Here is an 18657-nt window from a genome sequence, read left to right on the forward strand (position 1 = left end):
TTTGCTTGTCCAAAACACATCAACGCCACATCAACGTTTGAAGAGTCGCGGTGAAAATGTGCTGAGAAATCAGCGATCTAGCTGCATTCCGGTTTCTGCGACTTTTGGACGGCATGCTGTCTATCCATCTGCGTTTCCGGGGACTATCCTGCTGCAAAGAGTAACGCGTCAGGATTGATCGATGAAGGCCACAGAGGCGAAGCTGCTGGATTTCCTTAAGAAATCACCCCAGTTTGTTATCCCCATCTACCAACGCACCTACAGCTGGACAGAGCAGGAATGCCGCCAACTGTGGGATGACATCTTGCGGACTGGGTCGAACAACACCGTGTCTGCACACTTCGTCGGCTCAATCGTCTACATTGAAAAGGGGCTGTACCAGGTTATGGCTCAGCCGCCACTTTTGGTGATCGATGGTCAGCAGCGACTGACTTCGGTAATGTTGATCCTTGAAGCCCTTGCGCGGCACCTTGGTGATACGGAACCGGTGGACGGGTTCTCCGCAAAGAAGCTGCGGAGCTACTACCTCTTGAATACCCTCGAAGAGGGCGAACGTGGCTTCAAGCTGATCCTGACCCAAACCGATAAAGCCAGTCTGCTGGCACTGATGCAGCAGAAGCCGATCCCTACACCCAAATCACAAAGGATAGCGGAGAACTTCACCTTCTTTGAGGATCGAGTGAAAGCCCTCGGTGGTGACTTGGCCGGACTGTGCAATGGCCTCGCAAAGTTGGTCATTGTCGACATTGCGCTGAACCGCGACCAGGACAATCCGCAGCTTATATTCGAAAGCATGAACTCGACAGGCCGAGAGCTGAGCCAGGCCGATCTGATCCGCAACTATGTCCTGATGGGGCTTGAGCCTGCCCACCAAACTCAGATCTACGAGGACCACTGGCATCCGATGGAAGTAGCCTTTCCGCAGGAAGCGTATGGCTCCCATTTTGACGGTTTCATGCGGCATTACTTGACCTTCAAAACCGGCGAAATACCGAACGTTCGAGACGTCTATCTTGCCTTCAAAGCCTATGCTCGCGAGGCCAACGGCGCCGCGCACAGCGTTGACGACCTGGTTGCGGACATCCACACCTTCGCTGAGCACTACGGGAAAATGGCGCTTGGAAAGGAAACGGACAAGGATCTTGCAGCGGCTTTTCAGGATCTTCGGGAACTGAAAGTTGACGTCGCATACCCGTTCCTGCTCGAGCTGTATCAAGACTACGTCGGGGGCGTTCTGCCCAAGGCGGATTTCATCCGGGCTGTCCGGCTGGTCGAGTCATACGTCTTCCGGCGCGCGATCTGTGCGATTCCGACGAACTCGCTCAACAAGACCTTTGCAACCTTTGGGCGTGAACTGAGGAAGGATCGCTATCTGGATAGCATCGAAGCACATTTGATGACGTTGCCGTCTTACAGGCGGTTTCCGAATGACGACGAGTTCCGGCTAGAGTTGGCGCGACGTGATTTGTACAATTTCCGAAGCCGCTCGTACTGGCTGCGCCGCCTTGAGAATGATGGCCGCAAAGAGCGTGTTCCTGTTGATGAGTACACCATCGAGCACATCATGCCGCAAAACGAAAACCTATCTCAGGCCTGGCGCTCGGCTTTGGGCGAACATTGGCAGACCGTGCAGGAGACCTGGCTGCACACGCTCGGAAACCTTACCCTTACCGGGTACAATGCCGAATACAGCGACCGTCCATTCCTTGAAAAGCGCGACATGCATGGCGGATTTAAGGAGAGCCCTCTGCGGCTGAATGAGGGCCTTGCAGCGGTTGAGTCTTGGAATGAAGCTGCAATCCGGGACCGAGCTGAACGCCTTGCGAAACGGGCATCCCAAGTTTGGTCGGCGCCAAAAATCTCAGCCGAAGTGATCGCGCAGTTGAAGCCCAAGGCAGTGAAAGCCCAAGAATTCACACTGGGTGATCATCCATCGGTCGCAGAGGGTGGATCGATGCATCCCCTATTTGAAGCGCTGCGCAAAGAGGTACTCGCGCTAGACCCCTGCGTGGTTGAAGAGATCGTCAAGTCGTACATAGCCTACAAGGCCGAGACCAATTTTCTTGACGTCGTTGCTCAGGCAAAGCGCTTGAGGCTTTCGCTGAACATGAAGTTTCACGAGCTTCACGACGAGAAAAAGATCGCACGCGACATGACCAACATTGGTCATTACGGCAATGGGGATGTCGAAATCGCGATCAGTGCGTTAGAGGAACTGCCATACGTTATGGGCCTTGTGCGCCAAGCATACGAAAAGCAGATGGCCGACGCGGATAGCGCCACTTGATGTGTATGTTGGGTCAAGTGGGGTGCGGAGATAGCTGGCTTCGCCAGCCTCTTGGTCAGCTGCAATTGAACCAGTGCAAAGCGGTACGGATCAGGTGATCATGGTCACCTGAGGTCGCTTCCTCTGTGAACGCGTCGATTTGCGCGTCCGATAACCCAGCACGTCGCGACGCCTTCTGGCACAGACCGAGGATGATGAAGGCGTTGCCATCGTGTCCGGACAGTTGAACGGATACTTCGGGATGAAGGGTGGTCATGGGTTAATTCCTTTGACGAAGGGCTGAGTCGCGGTGAGGCCCTCTGGCCTCATTTCGAAAGGCAAATCCGTCCCTGATCTCGCATCACCGAATAGTCGCTCAGCATCCGGACGATGACGCCAGCTTCCTGCAGTGCCTCGACCTCTTCGGCAGCGCGTGCCTGTTCGGCCGTGCTGTACTCCACCACCGGCGGACAGACCTGCCTCGGTCGATCAGAACCGGCCATCCCGCAGGCGCTTAACCAGAGCATCGCGATCAGCGGGGCGGTCGCTGGCGGCGTCCAGCATTTGACGTTGAATTTCATGGGTTCTCTCCGATGTTGAAAGCCGCTCAGCCAGCCGACCGGCGCGTTCACCGGCGCGGCGGAGGTTAAGCAGGAACAGGGTGATGGCGAGGGCGGCCAGCAAAAGGCCCAGCACTTTGCGTGCCGGGCCGCTGGCGGAGATTGCGGTGATCCAGCCCATCAGCGCTGGCCTCGTTTCCAGTCGTCGATCCGGGCATGGATCGCGACGGCGATGCCGATCAGCGCCACAGCGATGAAGACCCAGCGCAGGGTATCGAGATACGGCACCAGGGGCAGGATGGCCGATTGGGTTTCTGCCAGCACGTCTTGCGCCACTTCGACGCCCGCTGCACCGACGGTCGCGATGCCTGCCGCCCCTCCGCCTTTCAGGGTGCGGCTGTCGGCCAGCACCTCGCGGGCAGGGGGCACCTCCGGCACGAAGGGCGTCGCACGGGGAGCGAAAGGTTCACCCCAAGACCGCGCAGGCCCGAGGTCGATGTGCATGAAACCCGAGCGCGGATAGGTACCAAAACCAAGGAAACCCACGGCCCGAGCGGCTTCGGCAAAGGTGACCGGGTCGTGGTTCGACATGGCGATATCAAACGCCGTGCCCAGCATGTGCTTGGAGGCCGGGGCCCCTCCGACAGCGCGGTTGTGGCTCGGGCTGCGATAGGCGGAGCGGACGATCAACGGTTTGCCGAGGCGGTTGCGCAGGGCTTGCAGCTTGTCCATGGCTTCGGTGTTGATCTTGATCGCGGCGGTGCCGCGGCAGGCGATCTCGGCCGGGGAAAAGCTGGGCCAACGCCAGGCAGATTCAGGCACGTCGCGGAAATGGGCATAGGTCGTCGTCGGCATGGTAGGTCTCCAGAAATGCAAAACCCGCCTCTGGGGCGGGTAGGGTGGGTCGACGTGGTGGTTCGGTGATGATCAGTCGGTGCGGCCGCGCTGGAAGGCCTCGAACATCACGTCCCGCATGGCGCGGATGTCGGTTTCGATCCGTTCCAGCCGGTCGGCATCGGCCTTGCGGTCATCGGCGCGCTGCTTGTCGGTGCGCTCGCGTTCGAGGTGCAGTTCCCGGTCGAGGCGTTCCAGCATCGCCTCGTTGGTGAATGCCTTGCGGGTGACGGTGGCGGCGATGGCAAGACTGCCTCCAACCAACGCGGTGATGGCGGCAGTCAGTCCGTTTTCGCGGAAGGCTTGGCCGACCTCCTGCAGGATGGTGGTGCGTTCGGTCATGATGATCCCTTCAATAGTCCGTTTCGAGATAGAGGCCTGCGCAGTCGTAGGCGACGGCGGCGGCTGTCGCGCCGGTGTTCAGGTAGAGGCGCGGCGAGAGGAATTGCGTGTTGGCGGGCAGGTCGGCGGTGATCTCCTGCTCAAAGACCGCACCAGTGACCTCGTTGACCGCCCGCACCCAGACGGAACTGCCGTTCGGCGGGGCCGCGATGAACAGGGTCAGCACGCCGCCCAGCGCGATGGCAAAGGGCGCACCCATGTCGGTCAAAGTCGGCGCGCCGCTGCCATCGTTTGTGACCAACTGCCAGTTGGCATGGGTGCCTCGCTGGAAACCGATCCCGACCGCGTTGATCACCGCAGCCAGCGTCAGCGTCGTGGCCAGCGCAGCGATGGAGCCATAAATGCCGAAAAAACCCATGCCGGTCGCTTGCAAGGTCGTCAGAGAGAGCCGGGTGACGAAGGTCCAGCCACCAAGCCCTGAGGCATTGCCACGCCAGCAGGCCCAGCCAGCCGAGCGTTGTTCGGCGACTGAATCCACCACGGCAGCCGAGGTCAGACGCCAGCGCCGCATGGAGGCCGCGAGGTTGGTGGCGGCCAATGTGGGGTGCGACACGGTGCCGACGTTGGTGATGGGCAGACCCTCAGTAGTGATCGTGGTCGTGATCGACGGTGACCAGTTGGCGATCCGGTTCACCCCGAAATGCGGCTGCAAAGGGAAGTCCCGGCCGGAGGGACGCATCACGTCGATCCACGGCGCCCCCGCACGGTTGCGCGCGTAGACCGAGGTCTTGCCCGAGGGCGGCGGGGCCGGGGCCGCATTCAGACCCGGCAGGACGGTGGGCTGGGGCAGTTCGACTTGGCCATTGGTGCGGTCTATCAAGATGGCATCAAAGAACGTCGACCCATTCGGGCTGACCTTGAAGCTGAAGTTGTCGTTGCCCAGAAGGCCGATCAGCGCCCGAACCGAGAACCCGGTCTTGAAGGCGAAGGCCGCATCGTTCCCGGCCGCCGCCTTGTTGACGGTGGCTTCGATCCCGGCCCCGGCGTTGTTCAAGAGCACGGCGGGCGTGTTCATCGACAGGCGGTTGAAGCTGTCGGCCGTCGCGCCACCGAGGCCCAAAAGCTGCGCCGTCAGGTTTGCCTGCGGCATGCCGACCTGCGTGACGGCATTGGCGAAAGTCACCGTGGGCGTGTTCACGACCGTGGTGCCGCCAGCGCCTGCGGTCGCCGAGCCGATGTTGATGACGGTGGTCGATCCAGACGCGCCGCCGGTGCCAAGGTTCAGAGTCTTGGTCACGCCGGTCGGATTGACCCCCGTGCCCATCCCATAGGTCGCGGCCGTGATGGCGGTGCCGATCGAGGCCGCCGCCGCGGAAACCGTGACCGTGCCAGAGGCGGTCAGCGTGCCGGTGATGGACACGGCACCAGACGCCGTCAGCGAACCGGAGAAGGTCTTGTTGCCGGTGAAGGTCTGCGTGCCCGCAAGGATCGCCAGTTCCGACGAGGTATTCGGCAACGCGAACGTCCGGGTCGTGCCGGTCGTAATCCCGGACAGCGAGAACAGCGCCTTCTTGGTCGGGTCTGCGTCATTGACGAGGCTGAAGACGGCGTCTGACACATCCACCGGTTCGCCGACCAGATCCCAGGCCGACCCGTTCCAGACGACAAAGGTCTGTTCTGCGGCGATCCAAGCTAACCAGCCGGGGCGCGGGACCAGCCGCATCCAGACCCCATCGACCCAGAAGGCGATATTCAGATCCCAACCCGACCAAAGACTTGTCGCGCCCGATGCCACAATATGCCGGGCGCCATCGGTCGGGCTGGCGGGCGGCGTGGTGCGGTTGCGATCCAGCACTGACAGCTGAACCATCGCATCCAGCAGGCGCAGCGCCTCGTTATGGGTGACATGCTTCTGGGCCTGCGATGCCAGGATATAGGGCAGCAGGAGATGGGTAGTGATGTCAGACATGATCCTGCTTTCAGAATGTGAGCGTGACGGATCGCCCAGCGCCCCGGCCGATCAAGGCAGAGAGCTGGTAGATGCGGATGGCGAGGGATTGGCCGGGGCCGAGGGGTGCGCCCCAATCGGCGGTCTGCTGGGCGGCGGTGTAGAGAGCGCTGGTCGTGCCAGTGGTCAAGGATCGCTTGACGACTGACCCGTCCAGAATGTCGACCGCGTAAGCCTCACTGTCCTCGGCCAAAGGCACGTCGCCCGCGCCCCAAGTGTCAGCAGCCAGCGACCGGGACCGCCGCGTCCAGCGGATGGTCAGATCGCCCGGGCTGCGGGCGATGCGCCATGGTTGCTCGACATGGGCCACCGAAAACGGCCGCAGTCCAGCGCCCTCGGGCGTGAAGGTGGTGGCAACAAAGGTTTCGTCGCTGGCCGGGCGCGATGCCGGGCCGATGCGCCAGTTCCATGGCAGACCCAGATCGGCTTCGGAAATGGGCAATGAGGCCACCGCCGTATCCAGCACAACCACCCGTGCGCCAGTCGGCACTATGCTGATCATAGCCTCTTCGGTGCCTCGCTGACCTCGCAGCAGGCGGGTCAGCCGATAGCGGCCGGGCGCGATCAATTCGGCCGCGCCCGCCTGGACGATTTCCCATTGCCCAGTGCCGGTTTCGACCGCAAGCGCATTGGCCCCACCCAGCAGCGTGATGTCTGTGACGCTTTCCAGCGTGCCGGAATAGAGATCGACCACCAGCGCATTGCCCAGATCGCAGCGTGACACCGGCCCTGCAAAGAAGTCCGCCACCAGCACCCCCATCCGTGCCCGCGAGCTGAAGGTGGTCAGCAGGGCAAAACCATCTGTCGCTGCACTGCGGTAGGTGGCGATTTCGCCGGGCCACGGCTTGGCATGCGCCGCGATCATGGGCCGATGCGCAGGTTGATCCTCGCGCAGTTGGGGCAGGTCCAGCAGGATCACATCCGGCGTGCCAAACACGGTGGGCGTCGACAAGGACGCAGGGCGCGGTTCGCCGGGCGGCAGATCGTAGACCGCGCGGTCCTGCCGGACTGCATCGACGCTGCGCAGGTCGGAGTCCGCGATGGACACCAGACGCATTTCCGTCAGGCGGTCATCATGGTCGAGCAGGATCACATCGCAGGGATCCAGCGCCAGGCGCGACGGTGGAAGTCTGAACACCGCACTTTCCCGGCCAACCCATGCCTCCATCAGCGCGCGGCGGCAGCGGTGTTCGGCTTCCTCGGGCGGAATGGCCATCGGGAAGCTTTCCGAGGCGATGCGGGTGGTGTCGACGGTGATGCGCCGCGCCTCGACCTGCGCCGCGTCATAATCCTCGTCGGCGCGGGCGACCTGCCATTTCAGCGCCTGCGGCAGTTCGGTTTCCTGCGAGCGGGTCAGTTCCATCACGTCGCCCTGTGCAGAGGCGGGCGCGACCAAGCTGTCGGGCGTGATGGTCAGACCGGCTATGCGGCCGCGCATCAGGAAGCGGATGCGCCCCTCGCTCTCGACAGCATCGAACCCGAAATGCCGCGCCAGCGTGGAAATCGACGCACGCGGGGCTTCCAGCGCCGAAATGACGTAGCCCTCGACCGCGCCCCAAAGGCCGGAGACGTCGATCAGCTCTTCCGGCATCCCGGCGCGCAAGCAGAGGTGCCGCACCAGCGCCGCCAGCGACACCGCGCCCAGCCGCCCGGTCAGCCAGTGGCCCAGACGCCAGTTCGGGCCATCGGTCCAGACATCGGTCAGTTCTGGAAAGAACGGATAGGGCCGAGCATCCCAGGTCCATGCAGCGCATTCGGGCACATGGACCATCCGGTTGCTGTAAACCGAGGACACTGGGTTGTTGGCTGCGGCACCCCAGAAAAGATAGGTCGCCTCGAGATAGGCCCGCTGGATCGCGTCGTCGCGCCAGCCGCGCGAGAAATAGGGCGTGAAGCTCTCCGACGACTTCGGATCGAAGAACACGTTGGGCTGGTTGGTGCCGCGGTCAATTGCCGGGCACCCCAGCTCCGTAAACCAGATCGGCTTTGACTGCGGCACCCACGCGGTCGGCGAGCCGTTCTCCACCCCACCGGGTCGGTTGAAGTGCGGGTTTTGCCACCAGGCGCGCAGATCCTTGAAGCGAAAGACCCAAGGCTTGGCAGCGGCGCCATCGGTGATCGGCGTCCGGGTTTGCGCTGTCCGGGCAGCCGGGCTGGCATAGAACCAGTCGAACCCTTCGCCGCCGGTGATGTTGGATTGCAGATGCGTCCGGTCATAGATCGCCGGGGCCAGGCTCGCATCGGCATGATCGAACCCGTCACGCCAGTCTGACAGCGGCATGTAGTTGTCGATGCCGATGAAGTTGATGTTGGCGTCCGACCAGAGCGGGTCGAGGTGGAAATACACGTCGCCCGACCCATCGGCAGGGTGGTGACCGAAGTATTCCGACCAATCGGCGGCATACCCGATCTTCGGCCCAGCGCCGAGGATTGCACGCACATCTGCCGCGAGGGACTTGAAGGCAGTCACTGCAGGATAAGTGTTGGCACCCGAGCGGATGGTGGTGAGGCCGGGCATTTCGGAGCCAATCAGGAAGGCGTCCACGCCCCCGGCGGCTTTGCACAGATGCGCATAGTGCAGGATCATCCGGCGCAGCGACCATTCGCCGACTGGCCCGGTCCAGCTGACATTGGTGCCCGACACGCTGAAGTTGGCGGGCGTTGCCATGCCGAACAGAGCTGCAACCTGCGTTGCCGCTGTCGCAGTCTTGTCGACCGATCCTGTAAAGCCCGCCGCCGGGGAACAGGTGATCCGCCCCCGCCAAGGGAATGTCGGCTGGCCAGCGGTAGCCGCATTGGCGCTGTAGGGATTGGGCTTTGTGTTGCCAGGCGGCACGTCCAGCAGCAGGAAGGGATAGAATGTCACACGCAGCCCGCGCGCCTTCATCTCCTGAATGGCCTGCACCACCGCGAAATCCGCAGGCGTGCCACCATAGACAGGACGATCCTCGGCATCACGGCTGACCAGAAACGCATCGGCACGGCTGACGCCATTCACCATCCAGGCCGAGGGCGTCGTGGTCTTGGTGGCCACCTCTACGCCGGGGCGAACCTTGCAGTTCCCGGCGCGCAGGTCATCACCGAACCATGCCACCACGAGGCTCACGCTTTCCACTGCGGGGGCCAAAGATTGCAGCCGGTCCAGCGCCACCACGATGTCGGCGGTGTCGGTGATCGCGTTCAGGTTTTCGGCCACGGTCGCGCCCCCGGAGCCGGTGGTCTTCTTGACCGGTGCGGTTGCATAGGTGAATTCGCCCGAGGCCGGGATCATCGTCACGGCCTTCACCAACCCTTCGGCGGTGTCGGCATCCGCCAGCGGGCGAAACACCTCGAAACTGATCTGCGGCAGGCGGTTGCCAAAGGCGCTGAGGTTCAATTCCTCGAACACCACATAGGCGGTGCCACGGTAGGCGGGGGTGCTGGACGCGCCCATCGTTGCCAAGATGAACGGATCGGGGGTTTGGGCTTCGTCACCCGGATACCAGCGCCAGGTCACGCCGGTCATGTCCATCGGCTTGCCATCCGCCCAGACCCGACCAATGCCCGTGATCTCTCCTTCGCACAGCGCGACGGCGAAGCTGGCATAGTAAAGATATTCGGTGGTGGTAACCTTTGGCCCGCTGCCCTTGCCGCCGCCTTGGCTTGTCGTGTTGACCTCTTCGCGGAAGTCTGTCGCCCAGATGATGTTGCCGCCGATGCGCATCCGGCCGAACAGGCGCGGGATCACGGCGCCTTCGGTCGAAGATGTGATGCGCAGACTGTCCAGCCGCGCGCCCTCGATCCTTTGGGCGGGTGCGAGGGACGAGACGATCCAGTTGTCGACCACCGATCCGATGGTGGAGCCGATGAAGCCACCGATGGCCGCGCCGGAAAAGCCGAGGATGGCCCCGCCAAATGCGCCGCCAATCGCGGAGCCAACGGCGCCGAGAACCAAAGTCGCCATGATGAAAATCTCAGATGCTGCTGGGGTGCGGAAACAGGAAGGCGAAGGCGATCTTTCGCGCCCACGTTGGTGTCAGGATTTCCTCGACGACGCCCAGACGCTCGTAGGCATGGATGAAGCGGTCGGGTGAAGTCAGGATCCCGACATGCTTGGCGATGGCGCGCGGGGCCATGCGGAACAGGATCAGCGCGCCGGGAAGGGCCTCCGTGGGAGCGATTTCCAACATCATCGCGTGCGCGCCTTCTGCCAGAACTTCTCTTGGGCCAGTCTCGCCCCAGTCCCGACTGTAGGGTGGAATGGGGAACGGTTCATTCCCGACCACCTCGCGCCAGACGCCGCGTGCGAGGCCGAGGCAATCGCAGCCGACCCCCTTGAGGCTGGCCTGATCGTGGTAGGGCGTGCCAAGCCAGCTGCGGGCGGTGGCGATGACCAAGGCAGGATCAGCGCAGTTCACAGCACGTTTCCTTCATGACCGCCGTCCTGGCTCGCGTAGCGCAGCACGGCATCCTGGCCGGGGATGTTGGGAAAGCCCCGGAAGTTGGCGACATTCGCGAACTTGGCGCTGCAAGTGGCGATCCGCTTGTCGCAACCCGCCCGGGCGATGAAGCTGTCGCCCTCGGCGATGGCGCGCACCGGTGCCTCCAGCAAGGTCAACGTCGCGATACTGCCATCCACACCATGCGCCAACACTTCAGTGACCCGCCCGGCATTTGCGCCGCTGGTCCAGGTTAAGGTGCCAGACGTGAACCAGCCTGCGTCGAACCCTGACAGCCCAGAGGCCATGAAGGCCCTGTCGCGCAAAATGTCGGTGACGACACCAGTGCCCTTGTAGATGGCGTTTTCCAGATCAATGCCGCAGCGCGCATCGCCAAGTGCAGCATCGCATCCCGCCTGAAACGTCCGACCGACAGTCTGACCCAGCACATGCGCGAGCGACCGGACTTCCGCGACAAAGGCCATGCGGCCGCGCCGGATTTGCCCAACCGCACCTCGGCGCAAAAGCACGCGCTGGCTGGTGTCAGCCCAATTGACCCGCCACAGCTCGACAGCCGCATTGTCCCAGCGCCCATCAAGGATGTCGGTTTCCGTGATCCGGTCAGAGGTCAGAACGCCGGTCGCATCCTGCGCATCGACAGCGAGGTCGGACCCGGCGCGGATCTCCGAGGCTGCAAACCCGCTTTCAGGTTCAAACGCGGTGCCATCGAAGGCAAGCGGACGATCATGATCGGTGAAGCCCAGCGCCACACCGTCGGCGCGGCTGATCCGCCAGCACCAGGACAAGGACGTGGTGCCGTCATCAAGATGGGCCTGCAGCGCTGGCGAGAGGTTTTTCATCTGCGAATCTCCAGCAAGGGAATGGCGGTGATCGAGCCGAGCCGTTCAAAATCGAGTGTCACATCGAGGGTGTCGCTGTCGAAGCGCACCGGCACATCGAATTCGAAGCCAGCGCGGACGATGACGCCACCCGCAGGGGCGGTGGTGAAGGTGATGACGCCGGTAGTGGCATCGAGCGTCCAGCCCGATATCTGTTCCACCATGCCCAGCGCCACGCGGACGGTCCCGGCCACCGGTTTGGTGATGGCCCGCACCCAAGTCTGCGCGCCGGAGGTATAGCGTTTCGACAGCTGGAAGGTTTGTAGGCTGCCGGTCCCGGTTCCGATCTGGTGGTCGGTCGCGGTGATTGCCTGCGACGGCAGGGCAGATTTGTAGTCGGCCCAGTCCTTGTAGCGGAACCCATGCAGGCGGCCGTTGCGGGCCTCGAAGAAGGCAACCACCGCTGCGAGATCATCGGCACGGCGGATGCCATAGGCCACATCATAGCGACGGCGACTGTCGGCCCAGCTGGCGTTGCGTTCTTCGTCGCCAGAGGCCAGTTCGACCACTTGCGTGCGCCGTTCCGGCCCGCCGCGCGCGCCGCGGCTGATGTTGTCGGGGAACCTGACTTCATGGAACGCCATCACATGCCCCTCCGGCCGAGGGACACGGCCCGGGCGATATCGGCTGCGACCTGCGTGCGCGATTGCCGGAAGCTTTCGGCGTCGCGGGCCATGATGGTGACAGAAACGTTCGGGGCCGCGCCTTGCCCTTGGCCATATCCGGCCGCCTCGCGGCGTGACAGAACCCGCTCCCCTCGTTGCAGGATCGCCGGAACCTCGTCGGGCTTGATCCCGGCCCAGCCACCCGAATGCATCCGCGGGGCACCGGCGAATGCCATGGCCGGGACCATCCGACCCGGGCCTGGCGATCCGACCATGCCGCCCGCGTGGAGAATGTTGGCGAAGATGCCACCCGCACCGCCCAGCGCGCCCGACAGCGCATTGGCAATCGGGCCGAGGATGAAGCGCCGGGCTGCCAGCTTGGCCAGATCGGCGATCATCGATGTGACCAGATCGCGGAAGTCGAGTTTGCCGGTTTTCACGAACTCGCCCACGGCATTCTCGGCCGAGGTAAAGGCAGAAACCAGCGCATTGCCGATATCGCCACCAATGTCGCGCGCCTTTGCAGCGTAGTCGGCGAGCGTGGCCACGGCCGCCTCCCATCCGGTCTTGGCCACCTCGGCCCCGGCGGCAGCAGCGGCCCCGGCGCCACCGGCGGCGCGCCCGGCCTCGGTAATCGACTCGTCCAACCGGTCGGCGGCCTCTGTGGCCCCGTCCAGCGCTGCCTCGCCATCACTGCCCGCCCCGGAGACAGCATCCTTCAGCGCCTGCCAGCTTTGCATCGGACGGGTAGCTGCGTCGGCCAGCATGCCGGAAGCCTCGCGATAGGCCTCGGCCCGGGCGGTGGCCTCTTCGGCCATTCCGGTCAGCCCGAGATCGGGCGTGGTGACATAAGTTTGCGCCATCGCGGCGGAGAAGGCTTCGGCGGCGGCAGTTCCGGCCGCAGCGGCAGATCCGGCAAAGGGATTGTCGATCCGGCCCAGCGCAACGGGATCGAGCGTGCCGATCCGCACCCCACCTTCGCCGACAGCCCAGTCGGGCAGGAGGTCCAGCGCAGCGTTCAGACCGTTGATGAAATTGTTGATCCGGGTGACGACGCCGTTCAGCATGGCCTCGACACCGCCGATCAACCCGTTGGCGGCCTGGAACGCGAAATCACCAATCGCACCCGGCAGCTGGCCCCAGATCGCCTTAACCGCATCGTAGGCACCCTTGAAGATGCCTGCGGCCGAATTGCCAAAGCCGGTCACCGCTTCGACCGAAGACTGCATCGCGCCATAAATCGTGGCCTGCAGCCCCGCCCAGCTGGCCTCGATCTTCGACCAGGCCGAGGCCGCGCCAAGGCCAATGCGGTCCCAGACCTCGAGCGCCAGGTCCTTCAGAAGGCCAATCGCCGCGCCAAACCCGCCCGCACCTGCAACGAGCCGGGTGAACTGGAACACCAACTCGCCCGCGCCGACGATCAGTGCGCCGATGCCGGTTCGGATCAGCGCCCCGCGCAGGATGACGAGGCCGGTGGCGAGGCCCCGCACGGACAGGGCCGCAGCTGCCAGTCCTGCTACCCAGCGCCCGGCCATCAGCGTGGCAAAGGTTGCGGCATAGGTTGTCAGGCGGCCGATGTTGTCGAAGAGGGCGTTGATCGCGATGCCGATCGGCCCGGTGCTGCGTGCCATGTCGGCCAGCGCATTGGCGACGGTTTCCAGCGCTGGGGCGACCGCTGCTGTCAACCGGTTGGTCAGCCCGAGCCAGATCAGGCTGAGCTTGGCGATGGCATCACCCGTGCGTTCGATCTGGGCGGCATCTGCCGCACTGACCGCCACCCCGAAATCGCGCACATCCTGCGCCGCTTCGCGCAGCGTGGCGGGATCGATGCGCAGAAATGCCAGCGCGGCCTTGTCGCCGAAGAGATCAGAGGCGACAGCAGCCCGTTCCGCTTCAGGCACAAACCGGTTCAGGGCTTCCTGAATGGCGAAGATGCGCTGGTCGAGTGGCAGCGCCTGAAGCTCGGCGGCCGTCAGATTCAGCCGCTGCAAGGCCCCGACTGCCGATCCCGATCCGGCGGCAGCTTCCGACAACCGCGTCGTCAGTTTCTTGGTTGCCTGCTCGATCTCCCCCATCGACACGCCTGCCAACTCGCCAGCCCAAGTCAGCACCTGCAAGCTTTCGACCGTGGTCTTCAGGGATGCCGCCATATCCGCCTGCGCGCCGATGGTTTCGAGGCCCGAACGAACCATCGCAACGCCAGCCGCCGCAGCAGCGACGGTGATCGCCGCCAGCGCGATCCCGGCCTTGCGGGCGAAGCTGGCAAGACGGGTGTTGGCCAGTTCCATCTCGGTCGAGAGGCGGCCAAAACCCCGCGCGCCCGCATCACCGATGCCTTCCAACTCGGCGCGCACCTGGCGGCCGCCTTCCGCCACGAGGCGGACGCTGACCCTTTTTTCAGCCATCGCGGCTTCCTTCCATCTGTTCGTTTAGTTTGCGCACCATCACCGCCTCGATCTCGGGGAGCAGTTCGGCGGCGATCAGGGCGTCGATGCCCAGTGCCCGTGCTAGGGCGAGCGCCGCGCCCATGTCCCAACCGAGGACCGCGCCGGGGATCACGCGGAGTTGGCCGCCGAGGCGGCCGACAAGATCCCAGACCTGCCATCCCTCGGGTGTCTGCGGCCGGTTCAGTCTTGCGGGGCAGTTTGGACAAGGGCCCGCGCAGGCCGCGCAGTACCGGTCGCCCCCGCCGAACGACCAGTCGGCAAGGGCGCGGAGACGTTTTTTTCCGCGTCCAGGATCAGGCCCTTGGCGACATACATGGTCTGGAAAGCCTCGAAGACGGGCCATATTTCCAGAAGGGCGTCGATCCCTTCGGGGGTGACGGGCACGACATTCCCGGCATCGTCGCCCACGCCCTCCCAATCCAGAACAGCGCGCCGGGCGACGGCCTTCGCCATGGCGAGCGCCAGCGCCTCCTGCGTCGCTCCTTCCGGCAAGGCCTCGATGGCCGGATCGGCGCGTGCCGACACCATCAGGGCAGTTGTCAGCGGGCCGACGAGCAGGCGCAGGCCGGGGGCGAGGTCCAGCCATTGCGGCGTGGCGGTCAGGTTCAGTCGGATCATGATCAGTATCCTGCGAGGGTGTTGACGAGAACAGCGGTGCACATGCGGGCAGGGCTGGTGGCCTTGGCAGCCATCCAGTCGAAGGTCGCCTGCACGCCCTGGGGTCCGGCGATTTCAATGCGCGGGCGGGGCAGATAGACGGCGTGGGCAGTGAAGGTGAAGCTGGCGTTGGCCCCGAGGCTGTAGTTGAACTCCAGCTCGCAGGGGGTGCCGTCGATGGCTTGGGTGATCAGCGTCGTGTCGGAAAACCGCACCTCAATCCGGCCCGACAGGGCGGCCATGGCGGGGTCGGCGCCATCGATACGCCCATCGCCGCGGATGGTTTCGATCCGGTCGAGGTTGTTGGAATAGGTGATCTCGGCGGAGACCACGTTGCCCAAGCTGCTGCCGTTGCGTTTCACCGTGCCGTTGAAATGGCCGAAGCGTTGCAGCCCCAGCGCTGTCGGCGTGCCAGCGGCGGTCGCGGCCGCGATGGTTTCGCCTTGGGCGACAAGGCGGGCGGTGGCCGTCAGCAGGCCGGACCGCTGCATCTGCCAGGTCAGCTGATCCAGCACGCAGCCCGAATACATGGCGAAGCGGGGCACTTCGGGCATAGCTGTCTCGATGGCCATGCTGGGCAGCGTCCAGTTGCCCGACTGAAAGGTGTGGGTCTTGGGCGTGGTGCCGCTGGTGACCGGCTGGCCGAAGGCCGCCTTCAGCCAGAACCCGAACGCCTCGACATCGATGGGGATCACCACCTCGCCATCGGCAGTGACCGCATCCTTGATCGGGGCCAGCGGATCGCGGCCATAGCCCAGCAGTTCGGATTCCAGCAGCGGTTGCTCCGAGCCCAACGTCGTTCGGGCAAAGGGCATTAATCGGAACCCACTCACCGGCGGGGTGCCGTAAACCGTTTCATACGCAAGCGCCATCTGCGCCCGCGCGCCTTGCGCACGTGCCATGGTTAGGTTTCCTTTCTTGTTTAAACAGTCGGTGGATGCCTTGCAGAGCGGCAGGTAATCGGGTCATCTGCCTGAATGATCAGACCTTTTCTCAATCCCCGTTTCACCCGTCAGCTGCGCCGTGCGGCATTTCTATTGATGATAGTCGTCACCACGTCGGCATTTATCGGCGCGCCGAATGCGCAGGCGCAGCAATCGAACACGCTGGAGGCGCGGGTCAGCAAGGTGCTTGACGGCGATACCTTCACGCTGCGTGGCGAGTCGCGCCGGATCCGTGTCTGGGGGCTTGATGCGCCAGAGTGGGACCAGCGAGGTGGCTCTGCCGCGACTGAGACTTTGCATGGTTTGATTTCAGGCAAGACACTGAGTTGCAGTGTGGTGGATATCGACCGGTACGGGCGACTTGTCGGGCAGTGCTTCCTGCCAGATGGGCGCGATATCGCGGCGGAGATGATCCGCTCAGGCGCTGCATCCGAGTATTGCCGCTATTCGCGCGGTTTCTATGGCACCTGTTGAATGGGCTCGGATCGAGAACTCGCCGCATAAGGGCAGGGTTGCGCCATGATCGAAGGTCTTTTCTTCCTGATTTTTGGGCTGGCCGCCCTGTATTTCACCCTGTGGATTTTCATCCTGCTGCCCGCCCGAATGGCAGAAGCGAGAGGCCGCAGTGCCTTTGGCTGGGTGCTCCTTAGCATCTTCTTCTCGCCTATTCTTGCCTGCCTTCTCCTGTGGTTGCTCGGCAATAATCCCAATCGTCAGACGGATTAGACTGATGTCTAACCGATACCATCCTTGTCGTGGACATTCAGCCTAAGGAAGCTGGCGTCATGCGAGGGGGCCGGTGGCGGTATAGTGTAGCACGACGGTGATCACCGCCGCCTTCAGCGCCGCCGCGCCATCGATGGGCAGATCGACCGAGGCAGGGGGTTCGGGTTCGACCCAGTCGCAAAGCCCGCCGAGCGTGCGGTCGGCTTCAATCGCCGCGCCGATGGCGACGATCAGGGTGTCAAAGGTGCTGGCCCGGCCATTCGGGGCTTGGACTACGACCTCCAGTTCGGCGCGGTGCTGGTAGTGATAGCGAAGGGGCGACAGCGTAACCTCTGGTTCGCCCGGTTGGCCATCCCGCAGGATGATCAGCCCCGCCGCCGGGATCCGCTCTGGCAGCACCTCGTCACGCAAAGTGAGGGCGGCAAGCGGCTGCAGCCGCGCGTGCAGCGCGGCGAGGATGGTTTCGCGGGTGGTGGGCACGGTTCTGCCTTTGATCTTGTCAGTTTTCGGTGAGGCTGTCGTAGTAGAGAATGTCGAACGACCTACCCGCCTTGCCAGCCATCACTAATTGACGCCGAGCTTTTCCAGTGTCGCCCGGTCGGGTGCCCCCGTCTCGGGGAGTCCGACCGAAACTTGATAGGCGCGCATGGCAGTTTGTGAAGCAGGGCCCCATTGCCCGTCAGGAGTTCCGACATCGAAGCCCCCAGCGTTCAAGAGGGTCTGAATGGCACGATAGTCATCTGTGGACAGTGACAGCGTGGTCCATCCGCAAGCGCCTGCAACCGCTTCGATTGCATCCTGCGATCCGGCGAGATCGAACTGTGCGTCATGCTGCTGGCCGTTGGACTCGACAAGCCGAAGGAAGAGACGCTCTGCGTCGTAGATCGAGCGGATGAAGGTTTCTGCCTCAGGTCCAAAGAGGCCAGCCCCTTTATTGGTGGTCAGACTGTTCCATCGCGCCTGCTGCGATGGCTGATCATCGATGCGGAGCGTCATTTCAAAGGAATTGCGCTGGTAGTCGTTCATCAAAAAGTCGTCCTGGACGAAGACCAAAGCTGTCTCGCCTTCTATGCAGCGCGCGACGAGGGCTGTCTGGCCCATGAAGTTGTTGGGCTGGAATTGCGAATGGTTCAGCGCGATGATCTGTGGGCTGTCGTCCACCGCTGCCCGCGACGCTTCAATGGTCCACCAGCCCGAAATCTGGTGCCCATCCCGATTGGCCTGTTCGAACGGAGCTAGAGTATAGTCGATGGCTGGAAACCGTGAATCCGCCCAAGCGACTGTTTGTGCGGTCCCCTCCGTCGTTGTCGCGGTCTCAGCCGCTGGCGCAGCGGCTGGCGCCGATGTCGCAGGCTGAGGTAGCATGACGGGGAATGCGATGCCGTATTTCGCCTGCAGATAGCCCATCTGCAATTGTGCCAATGTGAGCTTTTCGGTTTCGGCGCGGCTGAGTGCGAGGGCCTGGATCAGCCCGCCGCCGGATGCGGCTTCGCGTTCAGCCTCTTCGATACGCTGCTGAACGGCAGCCATTTCGCCGAGGATCTGTGCTGCCCGCGCGTCGTCAGGTTGGACAGCCGGGATCGTCACTTCGACCGTGGCAGCACCCGCTTCCGCATTGATCCGGTTCTCAACCAAGGTCCGTGCGAGGAGAAGTGCTTCCCGGCGCGCATCGAGCAGCGTCAGGATCAGGCCGCCCTCGTAGCGCGCCGCCTGCGCTTCGATCTCCGTAAGCTGTCGCTCGATATCGACCAATTCGGTGGAAAGCGAAGCATCTTGCGCCAAGGCCGGAACGGCCGCAGCCAGTGCAATAGCAAAAACGAATGGCCTCAACGACATGGGCTGCTCCGAAATAGGGTCACTTCAGGAATCAGGCTAGCGATGCACAATTCAA

At 63.4% G+C, this 18657-nt stretch carries 19 protein-coding genes; 3 read left to right on the forward strand and 16 right to left on the reverse strand.

Features of this window, described 5'->3' with window-relative positions; translation table 11 throughout:
- Positions 1–181 precede the first annotated feature (181 nt).
- Positions 182–2287: a GmrSD restriction endonuclease domain-containing protein gene (locus D2N39_RS20195; RefSeq protein WP_119136585.1), complete on the forward strand. Its 2106-nt coding sequence runs from the start codon at positions 182–184 to the stop codon at positions 2285–2287.
- Positions 2288–2342: 55 nt separating this feature from the next.
- Here D2N39_RS20195 and D2N39_RS20200 read toward each other — a convergent pair whose 3' ends face one another.
- The 14 genes from D2N39_RS20200 to D2N39_RS20260 form a co-directional block, all read right to left on the reverse strand.
- Positions 2343–2543 (reverse strand): hypothetical protein, encoded by a 201-nt coding sequence (locus D2N39_RS20200; protein WP_119136586.1) that lies wholly within the window; start codon positions 2541–2543, stop codon positions 2343–2345.
- 49 nt (positions 2544–2592) lie between these two features.
- Positions 2593–2847, reverse strand: a complete 255-nt coding sequence (locus D2N39_RS20205; protein WP_119136587.1) for a hypothetical protein — start codon at positions 2845–2847, stop codon at positions 2593–2595.
- Positions 2756–3007, reverse strand: coding sequence for a hypothetical protein (locus D2N39_RS20210; protein WP_119136588.1), 252 nt, complete (start codon positions 3005–3007; stop codon positions 2756–2758). Before D2N39_RS20210 ends, D2N39_RS20205 begins: the two co-directional genes overlap by 92 nt.
- Positions 3007–3681 (reverse strand): YcbK family protein, encoded by a 675-nt coding sequence (locus D2N39_RS20215; protein WP_119136589.1) that lies wholly within the window; start codon positions 3679–3681, stop codon positions 3007–3009. Before D2N39_RS20215 ends, D2N39_RS20210 begins: the two co-directional genes overlap by 1 nt.
- Before the next feature lie 72 nt (positions 3682–3753).
- Positions 3754–4062 carry a hypothetical protein gene (locus D2N39_RS20220; RefSeq protein ID WP_008033049.1) on the reverse strand — a complete coding sequence of 103 codons (309 nt, stop codon included), beginning with the start codon at positions 4060–4062 and terminating at the stop codon, positions 3754–3756.
- A gap of 10 nt (positions 4063–4072) precedes the next feature.
- Positions 4073–6031, reverse strand: a complete 1959-nt coding sequence (locus D2N39_RS20225; RefSeq protein ID WP_119136590.1) for a DUF2793 domain-containing protein — start codon at positions 6029–6031, stop codon at positions 4073–4075.
- A 10-nt stretch (positions 6032–6041) separates the two neighbouring features.
- Positions 6042–10013: a baseplate multidomain protein megatron gene (locus D2N39_RS20230; RefSeq protein WP_119136591.1), complete on the reverse strand. Its 3972-nt coding sequence runs from the start codon at positions 10011–10013 to the stop codon at positions 6042–6044.
- Positions 10014–10023: 10 nt separating this feature from the next.
- On the reverse strand, positions 10024–10467 hold the full coding sequence (locus D2N39_RS20235; protein WP_119136592.1) for an NlpC/P60 family protein: 444 nt from the start codon (positions 10465–10467) through the stop codon (positions 10024–10026).
- Positions 10464–11348 carry a DUF2163 domain-containing protein gene (locus tag D2N39_RS20240; protein ID WP_119136593.1) on the reverse strand — a complete coding sequence of 295 codons (885 nt, stop codon included), beginning with the start codon at positions 11346–11348 and terminating at the stop codon, positions 10464–10466. Before D2N39_RS20240 ends, D2N39_RS20235 begins: the two co-directional genes overlap by 4 nt.
- Positions 11345–11971, reverse strand: a complete 627-nt coding sequence (locus D2N39_RS20245) for a DUF2460 domain-containing protein (protein WP_119136594.1) — start codon at positions 11969–11971, stop codon at positions 11345–11347. Before D2N39_RS20245 ends, D2N39_RS20240 begins: the two co-directional genes overlap by 4 nt.
- Entirely contained in the window at positions 11971–14397 is a 2427-nt protein-coding gene (locus D2N39_RS20250) for a phage tail tape measure C-terminal domain-containing protein (RefSeq protein WP_119136595.1), read from the reverse strand. Before D2N39_RS20250 ends, D2N39_RS20245 begins: the two co-directional genes overlap by 1 nt.
- A complete protein-coding gene (locus D2N39_RS23615) occupies positions 14390–14551 on the reverse strand; it encodes a DUF7697 family protein (RefSeq protein ID WP_456071330.1) in 162 nt (53 codons plus the stop codon). Before D2N39_RS23615 ends, D2N39_RS20250 begins: the two co-directional genes overlap by 8 nt.
- Positions 14552–14619: 68 nt before the next feature.
- Complete coding sequence (locus D2N39_RS20255; RefSeq protein ID WP_119136596.1) at positions 14620–15057, reverse strand: hypothetical protein; 438 nt, start codon at positions 15055–15057, stop codon at positions 14620–14622.
- A gap of 2 nt (positions 15058–15059) precedes the next feature.
- On the reverse strand, positions 15060–15998 hold the full coding sequence (locus tag D2N39_RS20260) for a phage tail tube protein (RefSeq protein WP_119136597.1): 939 nt from the start codon (positions 15996–15998) through the stop codon (positions 15060–15062).
- Between the two features lie 75 nt (positions 15999–16073).
- Between D2N39_RS20260 and D2N39_RS20265 the strand changes: the two genes are divergently transcribed.
- Positions 16074–16514, forward strand: coding sequence for a thermonuclease family protein (locus tag D2N39_RS20265; protein WP_119136598.1), 441 nt, complete (start codon positions 16074–16076; stop codon positions 16512–16514).
- Positions 16515–16559: 45 nt separating this feature from the next.
- On the forward strand, positions 16560–16766 hold the full coding sequence (locus D2N39_RS20270; RefSeq protein WP_119136599.1) for a hypothetical protein: 207 nt from the start codon (positions 16560–16562) through the stop codon (positions 16764–16766).
- 57 nt (positions 16767–16823) lie between these two features.
- Here D2N39_RS20270 and D2N39_RS20275 read toward each other — a convergent pair whose 3' ends face one another.
- Entirely contained in the window at positions 16824–17246 is a 423-nt protein-coding gene (locus tag D2N39_RS20275) for an acyl-CoA transferase (RefSeq protein WP_119136600.1), read from the reverse strand.
- An 84-nt stretch (positions 17247–17330) separates the two neighbouring features.
- Positions 17331–18602 carry a peptidoglycan-binding domain-containing protein gene (locus D2N39_RS20280; protein WP_119136601.1) on the reverse strand — a complete coding sequence of 424 codons (1272 nt, stop codon included), beginning with the start codon at positions 18600–18602 and terminating at the stop codon, positions 17331–17333.
- Positions 18603–18657: the final 55 nt, after the last annotated feature.

Origin of the sequence: Gemmobacter lutimaris, assembly GCF_003570715.1 — a bacterium.
GTDB classification, from domain to species: domain Bacteria; phylum Pseudomonadota; class Alphaproteobacteria; order Rhodobacterales; family Rhodobacteraceae; genus Gemmobacter; species Gemmobacter lutimaris.

Bases quoted from the DNA above. Each gene is read 5' to 3' on its own strand.
- D2N39_RS20210 (WP_119136588.1), bottom strand. From the start codon at position 3,007: ATGGGCTGGATCACCGCAATCTCCGCCAGCGGCCCGGCACGCAAAGTG.
- D2N39_RS20225 (WP_119136590.1), bottom strand. From the start codon at position 6,031: ATGTCTGACATCACTACCCATCTCCTGCTGCCCTATATCCTGGCATCG.
- D2N39_RS20205 (WP_119136587.1), bottom strand. From the start codon at position 2,847: ATGAAATTCAACGTCAAATGCTGGACGCCGCCAGCGACCGCCCCGCTG.
- D2N39_RS20195 (WP_119136585.1), top strand. From the start codon at position 182: ATGAAGGCCACAGAGGCGAAGCTGCTGGATTTCCTTAAGAAATCACCC.
- D2N39_RS20215 (WP_119136589.1), bottom strand. From the start codon at position 3,681: ATGCCGACGACGACCTATGCCCATTTCCGCGACGTGCCTGAATCTGCC.
- D2N39_RS20265 (WP_119136598.1), top strand. From the start codon at position 16,074: ATGATCAGACCTTTTCTCAATCCCCGTTTCACCCGTCAGCTGCGCCGT.
- D2N39_RS20240 (WP_119136593.1), bottom strand. From the start codon at position 11,348: ATGAAAAACCTCTCGCCAGCGCTGCAGGCCCATCTTGATGACGGCACC.
- D2N39_RS20245 (WP_119136594.1), bottom strand. From the start codon at position 11,971: ATGGCGTTCCATGAAGTCAGGTTCCCCGACAACATCAGCCGCGGCGCG.
- D2N39_RS20250 (WP_119136595.1), bottom strand. From the start codon at position 14,397: ATGGCTGAAAAAAGGGTCAGCGTCCGCCTCGTGGCGGAAGGCGGCCGC.
- D2N39_RS20220 (WP_008033049.1), bottom strand. From the start codon at position 4,062: ATGACCGAACGCACCACCATCCTGCAGGAGGTCGGCCAAGCCTTCCGC.
- D2N39_RS20255 (WP_119136596.1), bottom strand. From the start codon at position 15,057: ATGATCCGACTGAACCTGACCGCCACGCCGCAATGGCTGGACCTCGCC.
- D2N39_RS20270 (WP_119136599.1), top strand. From the start codon at position 16,560: ATGATCGAAGGTCTTTTCTTCCTGATTTTTGGGCTGGCCGCCCTGTAT.
- D2N39_RS20260 (WP_119136597.1), bottom strand. From the start codon at position 15,998: ATGGCACGTGCGCAAGGCGCGCGGGCGCAGATGGCGCTTGCGTATGAA.
- D2N39_RS20230 (WP_119136591.1), bottom strand. From the start codon at position 10,013: ATGGCGACTTTGGTTCTCGGCGCCGTTGGCTCCGCGATTGGCGGCGCA.
- D2N39_RS20200 (WP_119136586.1), bottom strand. From the start codon at position 2,543: ATGACCACCCTTCATCCCGAAGTATCCGTTCAACTGTCCGGACACGAT.
- D2N39_RS20280 (WP_119136601.1), bottom strand. From the start codon at position 18,602: ATGTCGTTGAGGCCATTCGTTTTTGCTATTGCACTGGCTGCGGCCGTT.